Genomic DNA, 19,106 nt, shown 5'->3' on the forward strand with positions numbered 1-19,106 from the left:
TGGATGCATGAGCGCAGCCCTCTTCAATTATCGGTGGTCAGCAACGGACCGCCCGCCACGGTTTGCCCGCCATCGCCCAGGCGCTTGCGGGCAATGCGTTGCTCCACCCAACCGGCCAGGCGGGTCAGGCCGAAACACAGCAGGTAGTAGATGATCGCCAGGATGAAAAACACCTGGAACGGCTTGGTCAGCAGCTGGTTGTTGACCTGGTTGGCGGCGAAGGTCACTTCCTGCACGTTGATCACGTAGCCCAGGGAGGTTTCCTTGATGATCGAGATGAACTGGCTGATCAGGCTCGGCAGCGCGTTGTACAGCGCCTGGGGCAGGACCACCCAGACCGTGGTGCGCACATAGCCCAGGCCCAGGGCGCGGGACGCCTCGTACTGCCCGGCCGGCAGCGCCTGGATGCCGCCGCGAATGATTTCGCACAGGTAGGCGCTCTGGTAGATCACCAGGGTGCAGAGCATGGTCATGAAGCCGGTGATGTTATGGCCGATCAGCAACGGCACCAGGAAGTAGGTCCAGAAGATCACCATCAGCAACGGGATGCCACGCAGCACGTAGACCCACCCTGTCGCGACCCAGTACAACCCCTTCCACGGCGACACCCGCGCCAAGGCCAGCAGCAGGCCGAACGGGAACGCCAGCAGCAACGCCAGCGCCGCCAGGATCAGGGTACTCGCCAGGCCGCCCAGAGGACCGTGGGGGTATTGGCCGATCAGGAACAGCGTCCAGTTCTGCTGCACGATTGAAAACATATCGAACATCGCGGTCTACCTCGCCAGGGCTTTGCTGAAGTGGCGGGCGAGCAACGCCCCGGCGCCCATCAGCAGCAGTGAAAACACCAGGTAGAAAACCGTGGCCACCAGGTACGACTCAAAGGTGCGGAACGTGTAGTTCTCCACTTCGCGGCTGGCGTAGGTCAGCTCCATCACGCCGATCGCCATCGCCAGGCTGGTGTTCTTGAACAGCAGCACGGTGTGGTTGATCAGCGACGGCAGGCAGTTGCGCACGCCCTGGGGCAGGATCACGTAGCGCATCGAACGCACGTAGCCCAGGCCCAGGGCCCTGGACGCTTCGGTCTGCCCGGCGGGAATGGCGCGCAGGCCGCTGCGCATGTCTTCACAGAAATACGCGGCCTGGCACAGGCCCAGGGCGATCACCGAGAACAGGTATTCGGTGTTGTGGTTGGCCAGCCACAGTTGCGTGGACTCGCCAAGCAGCGTCGGCACGCCGAAGTACCACAGCATCAGTTGCACCAGGGTCGGCACATTGCGGTGGTACGACACATACCCCGCCACCAGGCGGTCGGCCAGCGTGTTACCGGTCAGGCGCACCGTGACCAGTGTCAGCGCCAGCAGCATCGCCAGCAGCCAGGCGAACAGCGCCAGCTGCAAGGTCATTTCGATGCCCTTGACGATCAGCTCGGCGTACTCGCCTTGCAGAATCGCGGCCAAATCGAAGTCTTGCTTCATGGTCAATCCCTATCGGCATTGGGCTAGGGCAGAAATCAAAATCACCCGGCGTGGCCGTGGCGGAATGCAGCGCTGACGGATCGATCCGTTCTTTTGCCGGGGCTCGGATTCAGCCCTGGTAGTCCTGGGGCCGCGCGGTGGAAAGCCCGCCCGGTACCTGCAAGGTCGGGGTGATTTCCATGTGCCCGATGTTGACCGCAATCGGCGCGGCAATCGCGAAGGCGATGGCATTGGCGATGTCCTCGGCCTGGGGCAATTCAAAGCCCTCGACGAAGCGCTTGTAGGTGGCTTCGGAATCGCCGTGCACGTGGGCAAAAATATCCGTGGCGACCCGGCCAGGGCAGATCTCGGTGACACGCACGCGTTTGCCGAACGCATCGATGCGCAACTGGCGCGAAAGCATGCTCACGGCGGCCTTGGTCGCGTGGTAGGTGGAGTTGCCGCCAAAGTTGTAGGCCGCCGCGATCGAACTGATGTTGATGATGTGCCCGCAGTCGCGCTCGACCATGCCCGGCAGCGCCAGCCGTGCAAGGTGCAGCACGGCGCGCAGGTTGACGTCGATCAGCAGGTCGATGCCGTCGGCGTCGGCCTTGAGCAGGGAGCCGGGCTTGTCGACGCCGGCGTTGTTGACCAGGATGTCGAAGGTGTTTTCGGCGAACAGTCTGGTCAGCCCGGCAAGGTCGGTGACATCGATGGCGTGGGCGATGCAGCCGGTCCTGGCCGCCAGTTCCTGCAACTTGTCGGCACTGCGAGCCAGGGCATGCACCTGCACGCCTTCCTGGCACAGGCGCTCGACAACGGCGGCGCCGATGCCGGAGGAAGCTCCGGTGACCAGCGCGGTTTTGTAGTCGGAAAATGGCATGGGGTGGTCCTTGTGCTACGGGTTATGGTTCGACTCTATCCAGCCTTCGGGCGCTGGACCAAGACGCAATGGTTGTGTGGCGATAAGGCCTGCTTATGACACGGCCAGCAGCTGGGAAATCGGCGTGATGCGGCCGCCCAGTTGCTCGATTTCGGCGCGAATGGTGCGCGCCAGTTCGACCGCGCCGGGGGTGTCGCCATGCAACAGGATCGAATGGGCCGGCACCCTCAGCACCTTGCCGCTGAGGGCGGTCACGGTGCCCTCCTCCAGCAACTGCCGCACCCGGCGCAGCACCGCTGCCGGCGCCTTGATCACCGAACCGTCGACCTTGCGCGGCACCAGCAGGCAATCGTCGTCATAGGCGCGGTCGGCGAGAAACGTGGTGGCGACGCGCAGGCCGCACTTCTCGGCCGCGCCCTCGATGGCGCGGCTGCTCGAAGAGCTGATGATCAGCGTCGGGTCAAACGCCGCCACCGCCCGCACCAACGGCTCCGCCAGCGCCGCATCGGCGGCGGCCATATTGCCCAAGGCGCCGTGGAAGCTCATGTGGGTCATGGGATGGCCGTTGACCGCCGCGATCCCGGCGAGCGCGCCGAGCTGGTAGATCACATGGGTGGCGAGTTCCTTGATCTCGATGTTCATCTGCCGACGGCCAAAGCCCATCAGGTCCGGGAAGCCCACATGCGCCCCCAGGTCGATGCCACCGGCCTTGGCCAGGCGCACCGTGTTGTCCATGATCAGCGGGTCGCCGGCATGGAAACCGCAGGCGACATTGGCCGATGAAATCAGGTGCATCAGCGCCTCATCCTCGCCCATGCGCCACGGGCCGAAGCCTTCGCCGAGGTCGGCGTTCAAATCAATCTTCATGCGGGGTACTCCACACCAAGGAAGGCTTCGCCGTAGCCGACGGTGGTGCCGCACGGCACGCGCACATCGACGACCCGTGCGGCGCGGGGCGCGCGCAAGGGCAACAGCAACTCACCCACTTGCAGCAGCGCGACCAGTTGCCCGGCGCTGAGCTGATCGCCCACCGCCACGAACGCTTGATCCAGTTGGGGATGGGTCAGCAGCAAGCGCCCCAGGCCGGTGGTGCGCAGCACCTGGTCTTCAACCACGGCAACGGCAGGCGCCGCAACAGCAGCGGCAGAGGCGTCGCGCTTAAGCGTCAGGTGCACACCGGGGCGGCTCATTTCGGCACCGGCCAGGTGGTGCTCCTTGAGCCACAGCGCCAATTGGCGAATTTCCTCAAGGGTCATGCTTTCACTCCTTCACGGTGCAGTTCCAGCAGGCGGCTGACTTCACGCAGATACGCGCGATTGGTTTCCAGGGCCTCGACGGCCTCCAGGTAGCTGCACTCGATAAAGCGCACCTTGCCGCCGATGGGCGCCTGGCCCAGGCGCCACAGGTCGGCCTCGATCACACTGCCGAACTTGGGGTAGCCGCCGCTGGGCTGGGCGTCGCGCATCTGGATGATGGGCTGGCCGCCGTGGGGCACCTGGATCACCCCCGGCACGATGCCGTGGGAGCGAATTTCCATCGGTGCAATGGGCAGCAGGGGCTGGCCTTCCATTCGGTAGCCGTAGCGATTGCTCTGGGTGGTGATCTTCCATTCACCGGCCCAGAACGCCGCGCGGGAAGCCTCCTGGAAGCGCTCGTATTCGGCGGCGGGCAACACGCGCATCGCAGGCACCCCATCAACCTGCAACGGCAGCGCCAGGCCTGGCGCCAACACCCCAACATCCAGCGGCAACGGGCTGATACCGGGGCGCATTGCCCCCAGCCGATCACCCTGTTGCAGGGCGCGGCCGTCGAGGCCACCGAACTCGCCGCGCAATTGAGTGCTGCGCGAACCCAGCACCGACGGCACATCCACCCCGCCCGCCAAACACAGATAGGCACGGCTGCCAGACGTCGGATAGCCCAGGCTCAAGACCTGGCCTTCGCGGCCCTGGCACACCCAGTTCGGTGGCAAGGGCTGGCCGTCCAGGGTGGCGTCGCAAGCGGCGCCGGTCACCGCGAAGGCACAGTCCTGCAGCAGCCGTACCTCGAACGGGAACAGCGGTATTTCAATCGCGGCGGCGTCTTCGGGATTGCCCAGCAACAGGTTGCCCAAGGCCAGGGCCAGGTGGTCCATGGCGCCCGATGTGCCCACGCCATAACCCAGGCTGCCGAAGCGGCCGAAGTCCTGCACGGTGGCCAGGGCGGTGGCCGATAAAATCTCGATCATCGAATGATCCTCTCGATGCGCAAGCGCAGGAAATCACCCGGCCGCAAGATCGCGGGCGGGGTTTGGGCGGGGTCGAAAAACGCCATTTCAGTGCGGCCGATGGTGTTCCAGCCGCTGGGGCCGGCCGAGGCGGACACCCCGGTCTGCACCCCGCCGATGGACACCGAGCCCGCCCCGATAGTCAGCACCGGCACCTGGCGCCGTGGTGTGGCCAGGCGCGGGTCCATGCCGCCGAGGTAGCAATAACCGGGATGGCTGCCCAGGGCGTACACCGGGTACAGCGGTTCGCAGTGCAGGTTGGCGATGGTCTCGATATCCAACCCGGTGTGGGCGATCACGTCCGCCATATGCGGGCCGAATTCGCCGCCGTACACCACCGGCAATTCGACGATGCGCCCCTCCAGGGGCAGCGGCTGGCTCTGTTCCCAGGCTTCCAGCAGGCGCTGGCACAGGCCGTTCAGTTCACGGGGCGGCGTGAGGAAGGTGAGCATCAGGTTGTTCATGCCGGGCACGGCTTCGTGGATCTCGGGCCATTCGCCGGCTTGCAGGGCCAGGCGCCAGATGCGCTGCTGCGGGGCCAGGTCCAGTTCGCCCGGCGCCTCGAAGAGCAAGGCGCTGGAGCCCAGCAGGCTGATGACAGGGGCGGTGTTCATATCGGACTCCTTTGCTGCAACCAGCGCTCCAGGTGATGAATATCGACGCCGCCGGCGCAGAACGCCGGGTCATCCAGAATCTCGCGGTGCAACGGAATGTTGGTGCTGATGCCCTCCACGACCATCTCGCTCAGGGCCAGGCGCATGCGCGCCATGGCGTCTTCGCGCGTGGCGCCGTGGGTGATGACCTTGGCCACCATCGAGTCGTAGTACGGCGGCACGCGGTAGCCGGTGGTGACATGGGAATCGACCCGCACACCAAAGCCGCCGGGCACTTCCCAACGCTGGATCAGGCCGGGGGTCGGCATAAACGTCAGCGGGTCCTCGGCGTTGATGCGGCACTCCAGGGAGTGGCCGTTCAGTTGAACGTCCTCCTGGCGCACGCTGAGCACTTCACCGCGGGCCATGCGCAGTTGCTGCTGGACGATGTCGATGCCGGTGGTCATCTCGGTGACCGGATGCTCCACTTGCAGGCGCGTGTTCATCTCGATGAAGAAGAACTCGCCGTCCTCATACAGAAACTCGAAAGTGCCCACGCCGCGATAGCCGATGCGGCGGCAGGCCTCGGCGCAGCGTTCGCCGACCGTGGCGATCAGCGCGGGATCGATGCCCGGCGCCGGCGCTTCTTCCAGGACTTTCTGGTGGCGGCGTTGCAGGGAGCAGTCGCGGCAGCCAAGCCAGATCGCATGGCCATGGGCATCACACAGCACCTGGATTTCCACGTGCCGGGGGTGGCCGAGGAATTTCTCGATGTACAGTTCAGGGTTGCCGAACGCCAACCGCGCTTCTTCGCGAGTGAGACCGATGGCCGCCAACAACTCGGCCTCTGCCTGCACCACGCGCATGCCGCGGCCACCGCCACCACCGGCCGCCTTGACGATCACCGGGTAACCGATGTCGGCGGCGATGGCGAGGATGCTCGCGTCGTCGCTCGGCATGCTCGAATCCGGCCCCGGCACGCACGGCACACCGGCTTCACGCATGGCGCGCTTGGCTGCCACCTTGTCGCCCATGGTGCGAATGCATGCGGCGCTCGGCCCGATAAAGGTCAACCCGGCCGCTTCGATGCGCTCGGCAAACCCGGCGTTTTCCGACAGGAACCCGTAACCGGGGTGGATCGCCTGGGCACCACTGACCCTGGCAGCAAACAGCAGCGCCGTCTGGTTCAAGTAGCTCAGGCCCGGTGCGGCCGGGCCGATGCACAGCGACTCATCGGCGTTTTGCACATACTGCGCATGACGGTCCGCTTCGGAGTGCACCGCCACGGTCTTGATACCCAGGCCGTGGCAGGCACGCTGAATGCGCAGGGCGATTTCGCCACGGTTGGCGATCAGCACTTTGTCGAACATTGAATTCACCTGAATAACGAATACGCGTGGGGGTCAACCGAGACGGAACAGGGCCTGGCCCGCTTCGACTTCGACGCCGGCCTGGGCAAGAATCTCAACCAACTTGCCGGCAACCTTGGCCTTGACCGGGTGGAACATCTTCATCGCCTCGATCACCGCCACGGTCTGACCGGCTTCGATCGCTTGGCCCACGCTGACGAACGGCGCCTCACCGACGGCGGGCGTCAGGTGCAGGACGCCATAGAGGCTGGCCTTGATCTCCACGGCGGCGCTGGCCACGGCGGCGGCGGGTGTTGGCGCTGAAGTCACGGTCGGTGCCGCGCTGGTGATCACCTGACCTGCCTGCTTGAACAGCCGCAGCGTGCTGTCGCCTTCGGTCAGGCTCAGTTCCAGCAGATCGGATTCGGCCAGCAAATCCATCAACCCCTTGATACGTGCTGAATCCATGTATGGTCCCTGCCTGTCGAGCGTGTCTTGAGTGGATGGGCCCAATCTACCGAGCCCCTCGAAAAGCGGCCAAGACGCTTTGGCTTTGGGGTGATAAGCCGACCTTATGACCGCTCAAATCAGGCTGCCACGCATCTTCGCCACCAGCTCCAGCAGGATCGCCTTGACCGCCTGGGCCGGCACCGACAACGGCAAATGCCCCGACAGGCACAGCGCCAGCGGCGCCTCCACCTCGGGTTCGACGATGCGGCACATGTGCACCGAAGTGGCCGCCACCATCACCCGCGCCGACGACTCCGGCAGGATGGTCGAGCCGAAATGGTCGGCCACGGCGGCGGTCAGCGTGGTCGAGGATTCAATTTCGGCCACCACCCGCGCACTCAGGCCGATGCGCAGGAAGGCTTCGTCCACCAGCCGACGCATCACGTTGTAGGGACGCGGCAGCAGCATGTCCATGTCGGCCAGTTCGGCCAGGGGCACTTCTTCACGCGTGGCAATCGCCGGGTCGGCACTCACCAGGTACAGCGGCTCGCGCAACAGCGAGACAAAACTCAGGCCATGCACCTCGCGCCCGCCATACAGCACAGCCATGTCCATGCGGCCGTTCATGATCAGCTCGCTCAAGGTGGTACCGAAGTTTTCATTGAGGTACAGCAGGATGCCAGGGTGGCGCTCACGCACGGTGCGCAGCAACGGCAACGACAGCGCCGACGCCGCAGTACCCGGCGCCAGCCCCACCGATACCTGCCCGGACAACGCCTGGCCGGTGGCATTGATATCGCTCTGGGCCTGCTCGCACTGACGCAAAATAATCTGCGCATGCCCATACAACACCTTGCCCGCCTCGGTCGGCGTGACGCCGCGCTTGGTGCGAATCAACAGCTGCTGTTGCAGCTCGGCTTCCAGGGTTGCCAGTTGTTGGCTCAACGCCGGTTGCGCCACATGCAGTACATCGGCGGCCTGGGTCATGCTGCCGATGTCGACCAGTTTCACGAAATACTTCAGGCGGCGCAGGTTCAAAATGGCGATGCTCATGTAATGGACAAGTGATGCCTTAAATGTGGGAGGGGGCTTGCTCCCGATGGGGCAGTGTCAGTTGACGCATCTGTGACTGACACACTGCTATCGGGAGCAAGCCCCCTCCCACATTTGGTTTTGCGTACACCTGGCAGGTTTGCAAAAGACAGGCCATCCGTATAACCAGCCATAAGGCTTTGCTATGGGTGCCCCTGATCCTCCATCCAAGGCACCCGCCCGGAGCAGCCAGGACTGGACGCACCGCAACAGTGCAACCCCAGCCATAAGCACTGCCTATCAAACCAGAACGAACTCATCTTATGGCGCCCTTCCCCGCGCCTCGTACTGTGGCCCCTGTCAACGCCATCAACGAGGAACGCCCGTGACTGCCTCCCGCATCGCCGCCCGTGTGCAACGCATCAAACCATCGCCCAGCAGCGCCGCGTCCGACCGCGCCAACGAGCTGCGTCGCCAGGGCCAGTCCATCATCAACCTGGTGGTGGGCGAGCCGGATTTCGATACGCCACCCAACATTCGCCAGGCCGCCAGTGCCGCCATCGAGCGCGGTGAAACCCGCTACACCCAGAACGCCGGGACCCCGGAGCTGCGCCAGGCTATCGTCGACAAGCTGGCACGGGAAAACGCCCTGATCTACACCGCCCAGCAGGTGCTGGTGACCAGCGGCGCCAAAAGCGCGATCTTCAACGCCTTCGCCGCCACCCTCGGCGCCGGCGATGAGGTGCTGATCCCGGCGCCGTACTGGGTGTCGTACCCGGACATGGTGCTGGCCTGCGAAGGCGAGCCCGTAACCCTCGCCTGCCCGGAACACAACGGCTTCAAGCTGACCCCAGGCCAGCTGCGCGCGGCGATCACCCCGCGTACCCGCTGGCTGCTGCTCAACTCCCCCAGCAACCCCACCGGCGCCAGCTACAGCCACAGCGAATTGCGCGCCCTGGCCGATGTGCTGCTGGACTATCCCCATGTGCTGCTGATGACCGATGACATCTACGAGCACATCCGTTTCGACGGCCTGGACAACCCGCATATCCTCGCCATCGAGCCGGCCTTGAGCGGGCGCAGTCTGGTGGTCAACGGCGTGTCCAAGACCTACGCCATGACCGGCTGGCGCATCGGTTACGCCGCCGGCCCCGCCGACCTGATCGGCGCCATGGCCACCCTGCAATCGCAGTCCACCAGCAACGCCTGCTCGATCAGCCAGGCAGCGGCGGTGGAAGCGCTCAACGGCGACCAGAGCTTCGTCAAGCAAAGCGTGTTGGTCTACCAGCAACGCCGCGACCGCTGCCTGGAGCTGCTCAATGCCATTCCCGGCCTCAGTTGCCGCAAGCCCGATGGTGCGTTCTACCTGTATGTGAATTGCGCTGGCCTGCTGGGTAAAACCACGCCCGAGGGCAAGGTGCTGCACACCGACAGCGACGTCGTGATGTACCTGCTGGAAAGCCAGGGCGTGGCGGTGGTGGCGGGCACGGCGTATGGCCTGGCGCCGTTTTTCCGTATGTCGATCGCCACCGCGATCGCTACTCTCGACCAGGGCTGTGCACGCATCGCCACCGCCGTCACCGCGTTGCGCTGAGGGCCGACCATGACCGTGGCAGCCCACCCGCCCTTGAGTTTCCAGCAAGCCTTGCTGGCCATGCTCGGCATCTCCCTGGTGCTGATGCTCTCGGCACTCGACCAGACGGTGATCGGCAACGCCTTGCCGAGCATCGTCGCCGAGCTCGATGGCTTTGAACTCTACGCGTGGGTGGCCACCGGCTACCTGTTGGCGTCCATCGTCACCATTCCGATTTTCGGGCGGCTGGGGGATTACTACGGGCGCAAGCCGTTCGTGCTCGCCGCCACGTTGATTTTCACCCTGGCCTCCCTGGCCTGTGCCGTGGCCGATGACATGCGGGTACTGGTGATCGGGCGCGCCTTGCAAGGCGTGGGCGGCGGCATGCTGATCGGCACCACGTTCGCCTGCATTCCCGAACTGTTTCCCGATACCCGTCAACGCCTGCGCTGGCAAATGCTCTTGAGTGCGCTGTTCAGCGTGGTCAATGCCATCGGCCCGGGCCTGGGGGGTTACCTGACCGGCGCCTTTGGCTGGCGCTCGGTGTTCTACCTCAACCTGCCCCTGGGGTGCCTGGCGCTGTTGATCGCCTGGCGCTTTCTGCCCTGGTACCGCCCGCAGCAGCGCAGCGGCATTCGCCTGGACTGGCCCGGCGCGCTATTGATCGCTCTGGCCCTGGGCAGCCTGCAGCTATTTGTGGAGTGGCTGGGGCATTCGAGCCTGGCGTTGAGCGCCGCCCTGGGCCTGGGCTGCATGGCCGCGATCAGCGCGCTGTGGCATTGGGAGCGGCGTTGCCCCCATGCGCTGTTGCCGGCGGCGCTGTTCAGTTTGCCGAGCCTGCGATGGTTGTTCGTACTGTCGGTGGCGGCCGGCGCGATCATGTTTTCGCTGTTGTTCTACCTGCCGCTGTTGCTGCAAGGCGCCTACGGCTACTCGCCCCAGGACGCCGGCCTGTTGATCACGCCGCTGGCGTTGAGCATCACCCTGGGGGCCATCGTCAACAGCCGCATCGTGACCCGTTTGCGCAACCCCAACCATTTGCCGCTGGCAGGCTTTGTCGCACTGCTGCTGGCGTGCCTGGGCCTGGCGGTGGTCGGGCGCGGGGCCGCGTTCAACCTGCTGCTCGGTTTGATCCTGCTGGCCGGCCTGGGGCTGGGATTTATCCTGCTCAACCTCACGGTCTTCACCCAGACCCTGGCCGAACGGCAGTTCCTGGGGATTGCCACAGCGCTGACCCAGTCCCTGCGCCTGGTCGGCGGGCTGCTCGGCACTGCGGGCATGGGGGTGCTGGTCAACCTGCTGTACAGCGCCAATGTGCAGCGGGTGTTTCTCGCCGCGAATCACGCCGAGGGCATTGCCGCGTACGCCGATCCGCAAACGCTGTTGCATGCCAACCTCGACGCTTCGCCGTGGCTGAACCTGGCCCGGGATGCCCTGGCGCAGTCCGTGGGCGTAGGCCTGTTGCTGTGCGCCGGGATCGGCGTGTTGGCGCTGTTCATCCTGTACCGCTTGCCGCCGGTGCGACTGCATGTCGTGCCGGTCACCGTTGCTCCTGAAAAACCTGCTCCTGAAAACAAATAGAAAACCTTCACTGCCGCTTTTGACTGCCCTCAAAAAAACCAAACACACATGGGGATGACACCGATGGAGCTTTTCAATCGCGCACCAACAGTACTCGCCGGTCTTTGTGGCCTGCTGATCGCCCAACAGGGCTACGCCGCCGGCCTGGTGGAAGACAGCAAGCTCAACGTGCTGGCCCGCAACTTCTTCAGTAACGCCGACAACCGCAGCGGCGCCGCCGACCCCAACTACACCCAGGAATGGGGCCAGGGCTTTATCGCCAACTTCGAGTCGGGTTTCACCCAGGGCACGGTGGGCTTCGGACTCGACGCCATCGGTATGTTCGGTGTGCGCCTGGACTCCGGCAAGGGCCGTCACTACAACCCGCAAAGCACCGCATTCAACGGCAACGTGTTCCCCACCGATCACGATGGTCGCGCGGTGGACGAGTTCGGCAGCCTGGGCCTGACCGCCAAGGCGCGCTTTGCCCGGACCGAGCTGAAATACGGGACCCTGGTGCCGATGCTGCCGGTGGTGATGTCCACCGACCGCATGCTGCAACAGACCTTCAACGGCGGACAGGTGCAGTCCAAGGACCTGGACCATTTCACCTTCACCCTCGGCCAGCTGGAACACGTGAAAGGCCGTGGTTCGAGCAACCAGATGGGCATGTCGATCCCGGGCGCCAACAACGCGGTCAGCGGTGAGTTCGTCAACAAGTTCTACTACGGTGGCGTCGACTACAAACCCACCAAAGACCTGACGTTGCAGTACTACTACGGCAACCTGCAGGACTTCTACAAGCAGAACTTCCTGGGCCTCAAGTACGACTGGCAGATCGGCCCGGGCACCCTGCGCACCGACCTGCGCCACTTCGATAACCGCTCCGACGGTGCCAACGGCAACGACCCGGCGTTCTACACCTTCGGCTACTACGGCGACGGCGTGACCAAGGGCAAGGTCGACAGCCGCCTGAGCAGCGCCCTGTTCACTTACCTGGTCGACGGCCATACGATTGCCGCCGGCCTGCAACAGGTCAGCGGCGACAGCGATGCGGTGTGGCTGAACCAGGGGGACGGTTCCACGGCCTACTTCATGACCGAGTCGATGATCGGCAAATTCCAGCGCGCCGGGGAAACCACCTGGCAGGTGCGTTACGGCTATGACTTCGCCACGGTCGGCGTGCCAGGCCTGAGCTTTGTGGGCATGTACGAAAGCGGCTCGAACATCCGCACTCCCACGGGCGACAAAAGCGAGTGGGAACGCAACCTGACGGTGAGCTATGTGTTCCAGCAAGGCCCGCTGAAGAACCTGAGCATCGCCTTGCGCCATGCCTCATTGCGCACCGAAGTCACCACCCAGCGTGACAGCGATGAGCATAGGGTGATCATCAGTTACCCGTTGAGCATTTTGTAACGCCAGCCCCCTAGCGCTTGGGCGACAACCCGATCGCACACGCGACCACCGCCGGGTCGCCGGGGCAAAACGCACGCGTGCCTATTGAACCCTTACTGCCCCGGGGCGCCATGCGCTCCGTGTCTACTGCGCGCAGCGTCGGGCGCTCCAGTGACTGTGGCGTGTGCAAGGGATCGACCATCTCCATGCAACGGCGCAGCGAGTTGAAGTCCGGCGATTGCGACAGCGACAAATGCAAGGTCTGGCTTACCGACACCGACACCATTGAACTCTGCGCACATTGGCCGTCATACGCCAGTGTGTGGCGGATCAGCGGGTTGTCATGGCAGTACTTCAACAGGTTCACCTCCCGTGTATGCACCAGCGCCATGTTGATGATCAACAGGTCGAATGCCACGCCGGGGGAACGCGTCAACGCCAGCAGTTCGTCGAACGAACCAATCGGGGCGATACGGTGATAGCCCATCTGGTTGAGCATTTTCTCGATCTTGATCCGTTGCAGAAGGTCTGCATCGGCAATCAGAAGGCGTAACGCTTTATTGGACATAGGTAAACCTGACAGTTGGGCATCAGCGTCGATCATTCAACGCCGCTACGTTAACCGTCGGGCGGCAAACCTGACTTTAAGGCGATTCTGAAACGCTAAGCCGGTACACCGGCACACTTTTAAGAATCGCCTGAAAGCCCCCGTGCGCACCTCTCCCTACCATGGACTGCGTCCCCACGCTCCCATGGATTTCAATTGTGCTCATGTTTCTACTCAGAATGGCGATGCTGGCCTGTGCGCTGCTGGCTCTCGCACCGCCACCCGCCCGTGCTGCGTTGAAGATCGAAGGCACGCGCCTGATCTACTTCGGCCAGGACAAGGCCGCCAGTATCAGCGTGGTCAATCAGGCACCGCGTGACGTCGTGGTGCAAACCTGGGTCACCGGCGAGGACGATTCAGCCGCAGGCCCCGTGCCGTTTGCCACCCCTGAACCGCTGGTGCGACTGGGCGCCGGGGAACATCACCGGCTGCGCATCCTGTATGCCGGGGAAGGCTTGCCCGCCGATCGCGAGTCGTTGTTCTGGCTCAACGTCATGGAAATTCCGCTCAAGGCGCAAGACGCCAACAGCGTGCAGTTCGCAATACGCCAACGGCTCAAGCTGTTCTATCGGCCGCCCGCGCTCAAGGGTGGCTCGGCCGAGGCGGTGCGGCAATTGTCATGGCGCAGCGACGACGGGCCGACCATCACCGTCAGTAACCCCAGCGCGTTTCACCTGTCGCTGGTCAATGTACAGACCGACAGCCTGGCGCTCAGCGATTACCTGCTGCTCAAACCCCATGAGAGCAAAACCCTCACCGCACCGAGACGTCTGGCCAAAGGCACTTCCCTTCACTTCACCGAAATCACCGATATCGGCTTGCAGGCCCGCCATAGCGCGGCGCTCAAGTGATAGATCGCGGAGTATCTGCCCCCATGTCACTCACCAAACACTGCTTACCGATGCTGCTGTGGGCCTGTGCGGTCCTGCCGGCTACCAGCCACGCGCTGGCCTGCCGTGAGGACGGCACCAACTCGATCATCACCCAGGAGGCACTGGGTACTGCACTGGCGGTGGCCGCCGATGCGCCCAACGGCACCATCATCTGGGAGTCGGGCCCGCGCTCGACCGATGTAATCTGCAAGGACGACTACGGCCATGGCCGCGAAGAAGTGTATTTCTACGTCAACCCGGCCGGCGTGAGTATCGGCACGGGTATTCGCGTGGGCATTCGCTACAACAACCAGCCGATTACCCAAAGCACCGGCAAGGTCGGTACCGGCTTCTATTCCGATCGAGGCTGCAACTTGGCCAATTGCGTCGGCTGGGACAAGGCGCGCTTTACCCTCAACTTCAGCGTGTTCATCGAGAAATACGACCCCACGCCACCCAGCGGGCAAGCCAGTACGTTGACCTCCTACCGGGTATTCCAGCTCGACGGCGTGCGCGGGCTCAACTCGCGGCCCAACAGCAATTTCAACTACGTGGTCACCGGCATGAACGATATCCGCTTCGTGCCCTGTACCCCCGAGTTGACCATCACCCCCAGCGTGGTCAACTTCCCAACACCGTCGCGCAAGGCTGCCATCGGTGAAGTGGCCAGCAGCGCCAACTTCAGCCTGAACCTGCGCAAGGGCTGCGACACGCCCTACACCATCAGCGCACGCTTCGCCAGCACGGCGGGGGGCGGCAGTGTGATCAATGGCTTGCTGGTGCCGGATAACAACAGCTCGGTGGGCATCGCGCTGTCCCGCGCCGAGAGCCAACAGCAATTGCCGTTCAATAACTGGTTCACGCTGCAAGAGTTGATGGGGCTGGGCCAGAGCCACGATGAATTCCGCGCCGACCTGAAATGGCGCACCTTACCGATCCCGGGTGCCTTCGACGCCGCCGTGGTGGTGGATATGTACTACAAGTAGGCCTGTTTTAAGGATCGTCTTATACCCCCGGTGCACCGTGCTGTTTAAAGTGCGTCGATGCGATTGAAAAGTTATCTGCTCCAGATCAACCCCGTCCTCTCCCGACCCGAAGCAGCCAGAAGGCTGCTTCGTATTTTTGCGACCGTACTGCTGATCGGCATCCTGAGCGGGGTCTATACCTTTCTACTGTCGACGTTCAACAACGACATCTCCCAGCGCCGCGGCTACATGAGCAGCGCCATCGCCGAAGCCCACACTTTTTTCACCAACCGCGAGGCCCTGCTCGAAAGCCTCAGCCTGTCCGCGGTGCGCAAGCAGGCAAGGATCTATCCACCCTCGGAGGAGGAACAACACCTGCAACTGGGTGACACGCCAGGCAACCAGTGGAGCATCTGGCTGACCACGCGCATGCGCGATTACCTCAAGGCCAAGCAGGTCAACCTGCTCTACGTGAACACCGGCCCGACCCCACAGGTGACGCGGCTGTACGACTCCACTGCGCAGGTGCTGCCGATTTCCAAATGCATGCTCAACCGCCTCAAGGCCCTGCAAAACAGCGACCCGGGCACACTCAAGGAGCTGTGGCTCAGCGACAAGACCGAGCAGCACTCGCACCTCTACATCTTCATTCGCCTGGATGAGCGCGACCCTCGCTCCGGCTGGCTGGGCCTGGAAATGGAAAGCCGCGAAGTGTCCCAGACCCTCAGCGACCAGAGCGCCGGCGAATTCATGATGCTCAACTCCCAGGGCATGCTGGTCTTCACCAACAGTCACGACTCACAGCTGAGCCAGCAACGCCTCAAGCCCAGGGAAGACAATTTTTTCGGGTTTGTCGGCAGTGGTTTCCTGCCCGACCACCTGGTGATCCGCAAGCATCTGAAGTCCTCAGACTGGCAACTGATGTACTCCATCGACCTGCGCGCGGTGGTCACCGGCCTGTGGAAACAGTTGCTCGGCTCGCTGCTGTTCTGCCTGTTCAGCCTGACGTTGATCTGGCTGGTGATGCGCCGCGTCGACCAGCGCTTCATCATCCCTTCGATCCATCGCATCCAGGCCTTGATCGAAAGCGAGGCGTTCGGCCGCGACGTGATCCAGACCGCGCCCGTTGCCCTCTGCGTGCTGCGCCGCACCGATGGCCAGGTGGTGCTGGAAAACACCCTGGCCCAACAGTGGCTGGGCCACGGCCCGGAGCGTGAGGCGTTGCGCGCCGGCTGGATCGAGCAGGCCTTTGCCTGCGAACCGAGCGAACACAGTGACTACTTCGAAACCATCGACGGCCGCCACCTGTACCTGAGCAGCGCCCCCACCCGCTATCGCGGCGAGGACGTGCTGTTTTGCGCGTTCAGCGATATCAGCGCACGCAAGCAAGTCGAGGCGGCGCTGGAAGAAGCACGTCAATCGGCGGATGCCGCCAACGCCGCCAAAACCCTGTTCCTGGCAACCATGAGCCATGAAATCCGCACACCGTTGTATGGCGTGCTCGGCACCCTGGAATTGCTGGCGCGCACGCAACTGGACGCCCAGCAGAAGGACTACCTGCATGCCATCGAAGGCTCCTCCTCGACGCTGCTGCAGTTGATCTGCGACGTGCTGGATGTGTCGAAGATCGAGGCCGGGCAACTGGCCCTGGAGTTGAGCGAATTCTCGCCCCTGGACCTGGTCCACGAAATCATCCAGGGCTACGCCGCAGCCGCCCAGGGCAAGGGCCTGCAACTGTACGCCTGCTTTGATCCCACGCTGCCGGAACGCTTGATCGGCGACGTGACGCGCATCCGTCAGATACTCAACAACCTGCTCAACAACGCGGTGAAGTTCACCGACTACGGGCGCGTGGTGCTGCGGGTCAAAGTACTGGGCCGCGACGGCGAGCGTTCCAGCCTGTTGTGGCAAGTCTCGGACACCGGCAAAGGCATCGCTCAGGAAGACCAGGCGATGATTTTCGAACCGTTCTACCAGAGTGAAGGCAACACCAATGTGGTCGCCGGCACCGGCCTGGGCCTGCCGATCTGCCAACGCCTGACGGAGTTGATGAACGGCAATATCCGCATGGTCAGCGAACTCGGCCTGGGTAGCAGTTTCAGTCTGATCCTGCCGCTGGAAGAGGCTCCCACCCCGCCCATGCCCCCCCTATTGGCCGAGACAATCTACGTGGCCTCGCCGATTCCGGAGTTGGCCAACTCGGTCAGTGGCTGGCTGCGTCGCTGGGGCGCCAGGGCCCAGACCGGCCTGCCGACCCTGGCGGACAATCATCTGCTGCTGCAAGTGCACCCCGGCAGCATCGACCCGTTGCTGGTGCCCGAGTGGCCGGGCCCGGTGATTCACGTCAGCAGCAACGCCTGCACGACCCTGGAGGCCGACGCCGGTGCCTGGCACGTCAACCTCAACCACCTGGGCGCTATTCATCAGGCCGTCAGCCAGGCGCAAGGGCTGTGGGTGGCCCGCGCCGATGAGCACACGCGCCAGCGTGACCTGAATAAACTCAACCTGCACCTGCTGGTGGCCGAGGACAACATCATCAACCAGCTGATACTGCGTGACCAACTCGAAGAGCTCGGCTGTACCGTGGAGCTGGCGGCCGATGGTCAGGAAGCGTTGCAGCTGTACACCGCCGGCAACTTCGACGTGGTGTTGACGGACGTGAACATGCCCCATATCAACGGCTATGAATTGGCGCGCGAACTGCGCCGCCAGGGCTGCCCGTTGCCGATTATCGGGGCCACCGCCAACGCCATGCGCGGCGAGGCCGACCTGTGCCTGGCCGCCGGCATGAACCACTGCCTGGTCAAACCCTTTGCGTTGCGGGCTCTATTCAACTCCCTGGCGCCTTATGCACGGATCACCCATGAAGCCCCTTAGTATTTTGATTGTTGAGGATCATCCCCTGCAGCACATCTACCTGCAGCACCTGCTCAGTGAGTTGGGGGAGTTCATGCTCGAAACCGCCGCGGATGGCAAAGAAGCGCTGGAGCAGCTGCGCCAGCGGGATTTCGACCTGGTACTGACCGACCTGCTGATGCCCGGCATGGACGGCGTGCAGTTTATCCAGTGCCTGGCCAGCCTGCGCTGCAAGCCGGCGCTGGCGATCATGAGCGCTGCGTCGCGACGCATGTTGATGGCGGCCAGCCTGGTGGCAAAAAACCTCGATGTGGAGGTGATCGGGCTGATCTCGAAACCGGTTGCCGCCGATGCATTGCGCAGCCTGGTGGAACAACTCAGGAACAGGGTGTGCAAGCCCTCCCCCGCAATGCCCGAGCACGTGGACATCGACCGTCACAGCCTGATCCAGGCCATGAGCGCCGGCCAGTTCCAGGCCTGGTTCCAACCGAAAAAATCCCTGGCCAACGGCCGTATCGTCGCCGCCGAAGCGTTGGTGCGCTGGATGCACCCCGAGCAAGGCGTGATGCTGCCGGGTGCCTTCCTGCCGGCGATCAAGGCCTTCGAACTGGAGGAACGACTACTGTGGCTGGTGCTCAAGCAGGCGATCCACGCCCAGGAACACTGGCGCCAGCGTGGCTATGAAATCCCGGTGTCGATCAACCTGCCCACCCACCTGCTCAACAGCCACGACCTGGCGGACCGTTTGCTGGAGTTCGTGCTGCACCACGATGGCATCCCGGGGATGATCTGCTTCGAGTTGATGGAGTGCTCGGTGCCGCAGGACATCAGTAACTTCTATGCCGGTGCCTGCCGCCTGCGCATCAAGGGGTTCGGGCTGTCCCAGGATGATTTCGGCAAGGGCTACAGCTCGTACCTGAACCTGGTGTCCACGCCGTTTACCGAACTCAAGATCGACCAGGCGCTGGTCCAGGGCAGCCATGACAACGAAGGCATTGCCCAGGCGTTGGCGAGTATCATCGCGCTGGGCCGCAAACTCGGCCTGACCGTGGTCGCCGAAGGGGTGGAGACGCCCCAGCAACTGGCGCTCCTGCGCAAGATCGACTGCAACCAGGTGCAAGGTTTTCTGATCTCCCACGCGGTGTCGCCGGACCAATTTCAACAACTACTGAACAATGATGGCCCTGCGACATCTCACTAGCAGCCGGCCCCGGATTATTTACCCCGTATTAAGGAGTAAGCTCCATCCAG

Annotated in this window: 18 protein-coding genes; 7 read left to right on the plus strand and 11 right to left on the minus strand. The window is 63.5% G+C overall.

Translation table 11 applies throughout. From position 1 onward, the window contains the following. Positions 1–23: 23 nt before the first annotated feature. From NIBR502773_RS04715 to nac, 10 genes are all read right to left on the minus strand, one after another. Positions 24–767, minus strand: coding sequence for an amino acid ABC transporter permease (locus NIBR502773_RS04715; protein WP_141155507.1), 744 nt, complete (start codon positions 765–767; stop codon positions 24–26). Between the two features lie 6 nt (positions 768–773). Beyond that, complete coding sequence (locus tag NIBR502773_RS04720; RefSeq protein ID WP_027608104.1) at positions 774–1,475, minus strand: amino acid ABC transporter permease; 702 nt, start codon at positions 1,473–1,475, stop codon at positions 774–776. 109 nt (positions 1,476–1,584) lie between these two features. After that, positions 1,585–2,337: an SDR family oxidoreductase gene (locus NIBR502773_RS04725; protein ID WP_141155508.1), complete on the minus strand. Its 753-nt coding sequence runs from the start codon at positions 2,335–2,337 to the stop codon at positions 1,585–1,587. 93 nt (positions 2,338–2,430) lie between these two features. Continuing rightward, positions 2,431–3,204, minus strand: a complete 774-nt coding sequence (locus tag NIBR502773_RS04730) for a LamB/YcsF family protein (RefSeq protein WP_141155509.1) — start codon at positions 3,202–3,204, stop codon at positions 2,431–2,433. Continuing rightward, a complete protein-coding gene (locus tag NIBR502773_RS04735) occupies positions 3,201–3,593 on the minus strand; it encodes a hypothetical protein (protein ID WP_141155510.1) in 393 nt (130 codons plus the stop codon). Before NIBR502773_RS04735 ends, NIBR502773_RS04730 begins: the two co-directional genes overlap by 4 nt. After that, entirely contained in the window at positions 3,590–4,564 is a 975-nt protein-coding gene (locus tag NIBR502773_RS04740) for a biotin-dependent carboxyltransferase family protein (RefSeq protein WP_141155511.1), read from the minus strand. The genes NIBR502773_RS04735 and NIBR502773_RS04740 overlap by 4 nt, the downstream gene beginning before the upstream one ends. Beyond that, complete coding sequence (gene pxpB / locus NIBR502773_RS04745; RefSeq protein WP_027608099.1) at positions 4,561–5,217, minus strand: 5-oxoprolinase subunit PxpB; 657 nt, start codon at positions 5,215–5,217, stop codon at positions 4,561–4,563. The genes NIBR502773_RS04740 and pxpB overlap by 4 nt, the downstream gene beginning before the upstream one ends. After that, the gene (accC, locus tag NIBR502773_RS04750; protein WP_141155512.1) at positions 5,214–6,566 is read right to left on the minus strand and encodes an acetyl-CoA carboxylase biotin carboxylase subunit; all 1,353 of its coding nucleotides are present in this window, start codon (positions 6,564–6,566) and stop codon (positions 5,214–5,216) included. Before accC ends, pxpB begins: the two co-directional genes overlap by 4 nt. 33 nt (positions 6,567–6,599) lie before the next feature. Continuing rightward, positions 6,600–7,013 (minus strand): acetyl-CoA carboxylase biotin carboxyl carrier protein subunit, encoded by a 414-nt coding sequence (locus NIBR502773_RS04755; protein WP_115487009.1) that lies wholly within the window; start codon positions 7,011–7,013, stop codon positions 6,600–6,602. 114 nt (positions 7,014–7,127) lie between these two features. After that, positions 7,128–8,033 carry a nitrogen assimilation transcriptional regulator NAC gene (nac, locus tag NIBR502773_RS04760; RefSeq protein WP_027608096.1) on the minus strand — a complete coding sequence of 302 codons (906 nt, stop codon included), beginning with the start codon at positions 8,031–8,033 and terminating at the stop codon, positions 7,128–7,130. Positions 8,034–8,412: 379 nt separating this feature from the next. On the opposite strand from nac, the gene NIBR502773_RS04765 reads away from it, so the two are divergent. From NIBR502773_RS04765 to NIBR502773_RS04775, 3 genes are all read left to right on the plus strand, one after another. Next, positions 8,413–9,621 carry an aspartate transaminase gene (locus NIBR502773_RS04765; RefSeq protein WP_141155513.1) on the plus strand — a complete coding sequence of 403 codons (1,209 nt, stop codon included), beginning with the start codon at positions 8,413–8,415 and terminating at the stop codon, positions 9,619–9,621. Between the two features lie 9 nt (positions 9,622–9,630). Continuing rightward, positions 9,631–11,181, plus strand: a complete 1,551-nt coding sequence (locus NIBR502773_RS04770) for an MFS transporter (RefSeq protein ID WP_141155514.1) — start codon at positions 9,631–9,633, stop codon at positions 11,179–11,181. Between the two features lie 63 nt (positions 11,182–11,244). After that, entirely contained in the window at positions 11,245–12,576 is a 1,332-nt protein-coding gene (locus tag NIBR502773_RS04775) for an OprD family porin (RefSeq protein ID WP_115487006.1), read from the plus strand. Positions 12,577–12,586: 10 nt separating this feature from the next. On the opposite strand, the gene NIBR502773_RS04780 is transcribed toward NIBR502773_RS04775, so the two are convergent. Further along, a complete protein-coding gene (locus tag NIBR502773_RS04780; protein WP_115487005.1) occupies positions 12,587–13,123 on the minus strand; it encodes a chemotaxis protein CheY in 537 nt (178 codons plus the stop codon). A gap of 203 nt (positions 13,124–13,326) precedes the next feature. Between NIBR502773_RS04780 and NIBR502773_RS04785 the strand changes: the two genes are divergently transcribed. The 4 genes from NIBR502773_RS04785 to NIBR502773_RS04800 are packed head-to-tail and all read left to right on the plus strand — an operon-like array spanning position 13,327 to position 19,056. After that, positions 13,327–14,013, plus strand: a complete 687-nt coding sequence (locus NIBR502773_RS04785) for a molecular chaperone (RefSeq protein WP_227451420.1) — start codon at positions 13,327–13,329, stop codon at positions 14,011–14,013. Positions 14,014–14,036: 23 nt separating this feature from the next. Continuing rightward, positions 14,037–15,020 carry a fimbrial protein gene (locus tag NIBR502773_RS04790; protein ID WP_027607485.1) on the plus strand — a complete coding sequence of 328 codons (984 nt, stop codon included), beginning with the start codon at positions 14,037–14,039 and terminating at the stop codon, positions 15,018–15,020. A 57-nt stretch (positions 15,021–15,077) separates the two neighbouring features. Continuing rightward, complete coding sequence (locus tag NIBR502773_RS04795) at positions 15,078–17,876, plus strand: ATP-binding protein (RefSeq protein ID WP_115487003.1); 2,799 nt, start codon at positions 15,078–15,080, stop codon at positions 17,874–17,876. Next, positions 17,863–19,056 (plus strand): EAL domain-containing protein, encoded by a 1,194-nt coding sequence (locus NIBR502773_RS04800; RefSeq protein ID WP_027607483.1) that lies wholly within the window; start codon positions 17,863–17,865, stop codon positions 19,054–19,056. The genes NIBR502773_RS04795 and NIBR502773_RS04800 overlap by 14 nt, the downstream gene beginning before the upstream one ends. The last annotated feature ends 50 nt before the right edge of the window (positions 19,057–19,106 follow it).

This window comes from Pseudomonas sp. NIBRBAC000502773 (assembly GCF_006517195.1).
In the GTDB taxonomy this organism is placed as follows: Bacteria; Pseudomonadota; Gammaproteobacteria; order Pseudomonadales; family Pseudomonadaceae; genus Aquipseudomonas; species Aquipseudomonas marginalis.